Genomic DNA, 6,276 nt, shown 5'->3' on the forward strand with positions numbered 1-6,276 from the left:
TAAGGAATTTCCTCCCAGATCAAAGAAATTGTCATCCAGCCCTACTTTTTCTATGAGAAGAATTTTCTGCCAAACATCAGCAATGAGTTTCTCTACCTTGGTTTGCGGCATCTCCAAAGAAAGAGAGCGCCTGACTGGCTCGGGGGGTGGAAGGGCGCGACAATCTACTTTACCGTTCGGTGTGAGTGGCAGGGCATTCAACATTACGAATGCTCCAGGCACCATATAATTGGGCAGTTTTTCCTTGAGAAAATTGCGTAAAGTACTGCTGGTGAGGGCTTCTTTTTGGTTAGAGACAATGTAGGCTGCCAGATATTTGTGACCCAGAATATCTTCTCGCGCCACGACTACAGTTTCTCGCACTGCTGGGTGAGAAGCGATCGCTGTTTCAACCTCGCTCAGTTCGATGCGGAAGCCGCGAATCTTCACTTGACGATCCAGCCGACCGAGGAATTCGATGTTACCGTCGCTTAGGTAGCGGACTAGGTCGCCAGTTTTGTAGAGGCGGGTACTAATTTGATCATTAAATGGGTTAATGAATTTTTCATCTGTCAAGTCCGGGCGGTTAAGGTAGCCGCGTGCTAAGGAAGCACCGCCAATGTGTAGTTCACCAGGGATGCCGATAGGAACCGGTTGCTGATGGCGGTCGAGAATATAAACTTGTGTGTTGGTGATGGGACGACCGATAGGAACAGTTTTAGAGTTATAACTGGCTTGCTTGCTACTGACAGGATAGGTAAGTACGCCAACAGTGGTTTCTGTCGGTCCATAGTGATTGAGAATCCGACAGTTCGGGGCTTCAAGCTGGATTTTTTCAATCAAATCCCAGCTTGCTGCTTCACCACCTAAGACTAGACATTGGCGCGGTACTATAGAGGAGAACGCCTTAGATGTCAAGAGAGAAGCGAGGTGGGTGGGGACAATTTTCAGACAGTCGATAGGATGATGTCCAAAGTAGTCTGCTAAGGCTTTGGGGTCGGTGGCTCGCTCTTGGGATATGATATGTAGACATCCCCCCGTACACAAGGCTGGGAAAATTACGGTGTTGCCTAAGTCGGCGGCGAAGGTGGAAACGTTTGCGAAACTGGAACCTGTTGGCAGTTGCAGTTTGTCTAGGATGGCGTGCAGGTAATTCAGAATTTGCCGGTGCTCGATCGCAACGCCTTTAGGTTGACCTGTAGAACCAGAGGTATACAGGACGTAAGCTAAGTTTTCCGGTATCACTTCGCTGTTGGGATTTGCCGAGGATTCTTGGGCAATTAGTTTCCAGTCTGCGTCCAAGTACAATACAGTCTGCACTTGAGCATCCTCACGTTTGAGGAGTCCCTTTTGCGTCAACAGAATCGGGACTTGAGCATCTTGCAACCGGAAGGTTAAACTTTCTTTAGGTAATGCCGGATCGAGGGGTAAGTAAGCTCCACCTGCTTTGAGGATGCCCAGCAGGCTCACTACCATCTCTAGAGAGCGCTCTACACAAATGCCTACCAGCACTTCTGATCCCACACCCAGAGTTCTCAAGTAATGTGCTAGACAGTTCGCTCGTTGATTAAGCTCTCGGTAGGTCAGCTTCTCCCCTTTAAAAACCACCGCAATGGCATCAGGCGATCGCTCTACCTGTTTTTCAAACAACTGGTGGATACACTTATCGAAGGGATACTCTTTTGTGGTGTTGTTCCACTCTACTAATATCTGGTGTCGCTCTCCCTCTGTTAGCAGGGGCAATTGTGAAACCTGCTGTTGAGGATTAGCTACAATTCCCTCCAGTAACGTCTGGAAATGTCGGGTCATGTGAACGATGGTGGTTTCATCAAAAAGGTCAACATTGTATTCCCATACTCCTACCAATCCATCAGCAGTATTCTCCATTGATAGGGTCAAATCAAACTTGGCTGTGCCGTTTTCCACTGCATACGAGCTTACCGTTAACTCAGGCAGTTCAAAAGAAGGAACACTTTTCTCGTCTAGGGCAAACATCACCTGAAATAGCGGCGTATAGCTTAGGTCTCGCTTTGGGTGCAATGCTTCTACCAACTGCTCGAAAGGCAGATCTTGATGCGTGTAAGCCCCAAGCGCCAATTCCCTGACTCTTGAGAGTACATCCTCAAAACTGGGGTCGCCGCCGAGGTGGGTTCGCAGCGCTATTGTATTGACAAAAAAGCCAATTAACCCTTCAATTTCCTGTCGGTTGCGACCGGCTACGGGCGTACCTACTATGATCTCATCGGAACTTGTAATTCGGGAAAGCAACGTCACAAACGCTGCCAAAAGCGTCATAAACAGAGTGACTCCCGTTCGCTTACTCAAAGCAGAAAGTTTCCCGCTCAATTCAAGAGAAAGGGCTGTATAGTGATATCCTCCCTGGTAGGTTTGTTCAGCTGGTCGCGGTCGAGCTGTCGGCAATTCTAATAAAGCTGGAGCGTTCTTGAGTTGTTGCTTCCAGTAGTCAAACTGAGCTTCCAGTATTTCTCCTTGTAACCACTGGCGCTGCCAAAGGGCAAAGTCGGCATATTGTACTGGCAACGAGGGTAAAACAGGAGTAATGCCTGTGCAGAAGGCTTTGTAAAGTTCTGTTAATTCATGAGTGAATACGCCCAGCGACCAACCATCTGAAATAATGTGGTGCATAGTGAATAACAAGACGTATTCTGTTTCACCTAGCTTTTGCACCATACATCTGAGCAAAGGCTCTCGCTCCAGGTCAAAAGGTCGATTCGCTTCCACACTAGCCAATCGTTGCGCCTCGATTTCTCGCTCATTTTCTTGAATGTGCAGCAAGTTCACTACTTGTAGTTGACAATTGAGGGTTGCGGCGATAGTTTGAACGGGTTGACCTTCTTGTATGGTAAAGTTTGTGCGTAAGGCTTCATGTCGCTTTATAATTTCGTTTATACTGCTCTGGAGCGCCGCTATATTGAGCTGACCGCTCAAACGCCAAGCAAGGGGAATGTTGTAAAATGCACTGTTTGGCTGTAACTTGTCGAGGAACCACAACCTTGCTTGAGCGAAGGATAATAGGATGGACTCTGACCTTGGAATTGTTAGAAGTGGCAGAGCTTCTTGTGATTGTCTATTCTTGAGAGAATTCTCAACCCTAGAGGCGAATTCGGCAATCGTGGGAGCTTCAAACAAACTGCGTAGCGGTAATTCGACGCCAAAGGTATCGCGCACTCTCGAAATTAGTTGAGTGGCTAATAAGGAATGTCCGCCCAGTTCAAAGAAATTGTGGTGAACGCCCACAAGTTCAATCGAGAGGACATCCGCCCAAATGCTGGCTAGCATCTCTTCAATAGGAGTTCTTGGGGCTACTAATGACCGTTGCAGTTCGAGTTGAAAATTTGGTGCTCTTAGGGCGCGGCGGTCTACCTTGCCGTTGGGCGTCAGAGGCAAGCTATCTAGGAATACAAAACTTGAAGGTACCATATAATCGGGCAGTTTCCGTCTGAGTATATGGCGTAGTTCGTCAGTTGTAAGTCTCTGTGTGAGAACAACGTAGGCTACAAGGTGTTTGTTATCTGATACGTCTTCGGTGGCAATAACCACAGTTTCGCGTACACTGGGGTGTTGAGCGATCGCTGCCTCAATCTCTCCTAACTCAATACGGAACCCCCGAATTTTGATCTGAAAATCCTTTCGTCCTAAAAATTCAATGCTACCATCTGGTCTGAGCCGACCCAAGTCTCCTGTGCAATAAATTCGCCTCGAACTACATTCTGGATCGCGTAAAAAGACAGCTTGTGTCAGGTTAGGTTTGTGCCAATAACCCAGCGTAATGTAAGAACTTCTAATCGCAATTTCACCGTAGATATCAGTCTTTTTACCAGCTTCATTAATCAAGAAAACTTCCGTTTCTTCTATCGGATAACCCACGGAGACGGTATGGCGAGTAATTTCTGTTTGCTTATTGATAAAATATTGTAAATAAAAACTTGATTCTGTCGCTCCTAAACCATGGACAAATATACATTCGTCTGCAAACTTTTCTTTATATAAATCTACATCTGTTTTGACAACTTCCTCTCCCCCCAAGACCACTAGACGAATATTAGATAGCTGCTCATTCCCACTCAAATTCTTAACAAAGTGACGATACAAAGTTGGTGTTGAGTGATAGATTGTAATAGGTTGCTGTCGCAACCACTGAGACAGATGAGTTAAACCTTCCTCCTTGATATTGATTGGGTATAAGGTTGCACCATTTAAGATAGCAGCAAAGATATCTATGAGCGCGGCATCAAAGCTATAGGATGATAGCAGCGTCAATCCATCTTGCTCATTAATGTGAAGATTATTAGTGTAGCTTTTGATAAAATACAGAACATTACGATGGCTTTGAATAACCCCTTTCGGCTGTCCTGTGGAACCTGATGTATAGAGAATGTAGGCAATAGTATCCGGTGATATTTCCAGATCGACTTCATTAGAAGAGCTAGTCAAACTGATATCATCTATATTAATGAGTGGGACAATACCTTTAGTTAATTCTTGGGCACGGGCTAAGTTCTTGTTGTTAGTGAGAACAGCACTAGCTCCTGAATCTTCTAGAAGATAAACAACTCTGTCACTGGGATAATTGGGGTCTAGAGGAACATAGGCTTTCCCAATCTGCAAAACTCCCAAAATTCCAGCAACCATTGGTGCATCATGTTCAAACAATAAAGCGATTCTTTCTTCTCCAAAGGTGCATTTCAGAATTATCTGTGCTACTTGATTAGCACGGCAGTTCAATTCACTGTATGTCCAATGATAATTCTTAGTATGGACAGCGATATTCTGGGGAAATTTTTTAACTTGCTCCTGAAATCTAGCTGGAATTGATTGTTCAATATCTTGTTTGTCAAAGGTAATAAAGGGGTTGGATGGACAGACAACGTTACCACGACTTTTCAAATAATCAAGTTCCGTTTTTGTTAACAGGGGCAAGCTAGAAATTTGCTCTTCTGGGTTAGCGACGATGCTTTCTAGTAATGTCTGAAAATGACCTGCCATCCGCTCAATGGTGTCCGCATCAAACAAGTCAGTGTTATATTTCCAGATACCTTTGAGCGGTCTGGTTGCATCAAAAATGGTCAAAGTTAAATCAAAAGCAGCCCCCTTTGACTCTGGAATGATCAACTCCACAATTAACTCATCACTATTCATAAGTGAGACTTGTCTGTCACTCTGATCAGAGCGCTCCCAGGCGAATGCTACTTGATACAGTGGTGAACGGCTTGGGTCGCGTAACGGTTGCAGTCGCTCAACCAGCACCGGGAAGGGATAGTCTTGATGTTCTCTAGCACCTAACACACAAGAGTGTACTCGGCAAAGCAAATCTCGAAATGTAGGATTCCCAGACAGATCCGCTCGCAAAACAACGGGATTAGTAAAGTAACCAACAATCCTTTGAAATTCAGTCAGGCTGCGACCAGCCATTGGTGATCCAATTAGGATATCTTCTTGATTTGTGTAGCGTAGTAACAGTACCTGGAATGCTGCTAGCACGATTGTGTAAAGAGTTACACCTTCTGCTTTTGCTAGTTCTAAGAGCTTGTGGGTCAGTTTTTTCCCTAAAACGAAAGAGTGGGAAGCACCTTCATAAGTTTGCACTCGTGGTCTCGGTCGATCTGTTGGCAAATTCAATATCGGCAACTCACCAGCTAACTGCTCACGCCAGTAGTTCCACAGTTGTTCCCCTTGTTCACTTGCTAACATTTGGTTTTCCCACCGCACGTAATCCTTGTATTGCAGGTTTTGGGGTGGGAGTGCTACCTCAAAACCTGTCTTGATTGCTTCATAAAACACCCTAAGTTCACTAACAAGTAATTCCAAAGACCAGAAATCCACCACTATGTGGTGTGCCGTCATTAACAGAATCACTTCTTTTGCAGCCGATACATCTGTTAAGGTGTTTTTGATCAACAGATTAAAGCGTATTACGGGTCCGTTGTTCAGGTCAAAAGGGCGATCGCTTTCACTAACAAGCCAGTTGTGGAAGTCATCTTGGCTCCAATTAGCAGCTTTTTGCACACTAAAGCAGACTTGTTGATTTTCAAGAATCTTTTGTATAGGTTCGCCGTGTTCTGCGGTGTAGGTAGTTCTCAGAACTGGATGCCGCTCAATTAAAGCTCTAACTGCCTGTCGCAATGCTGGAATGTCTACATTTGACACTAGACGTGCTGCATAGGCGACGTTGTTAGCAGCACTATTGGGCGCTACTTGGTATAAGAACCAAAGTGCTTTTTGCTTATGGGAAATAAGGTCAGTTTTTGCCATGTCAGTAAATAGCTACGTACCCCT

Annotated in this window: 1 protein-coding gene; it reads right to left on the reverse strand. The window is 45.2% G+C overall.

Annotation, left to right across the window (positions count from 1 at the left end):
• Positions 1–6,252 (reverse strand): amino acid adenylation domain-containing protein (locus tag ACRC32_RS17035; protein ID WP_438555083.1); only part of this gene is annotated, 6,252 nt, incomplete at its 3' end.
• Positions 6,253–6,276 lie beyond the last annotated feature (24 nt).

Origin of the sequence: Chroococcidiopsis sp., assembly GCF_051657925.1 — a bacterium.
GTDB lineage: Bacteria > Cyanobacteriota > Cyanobacteriia > Cyanobacteriales > Chroococcidiopsidaceae > Chroococcidiopsis.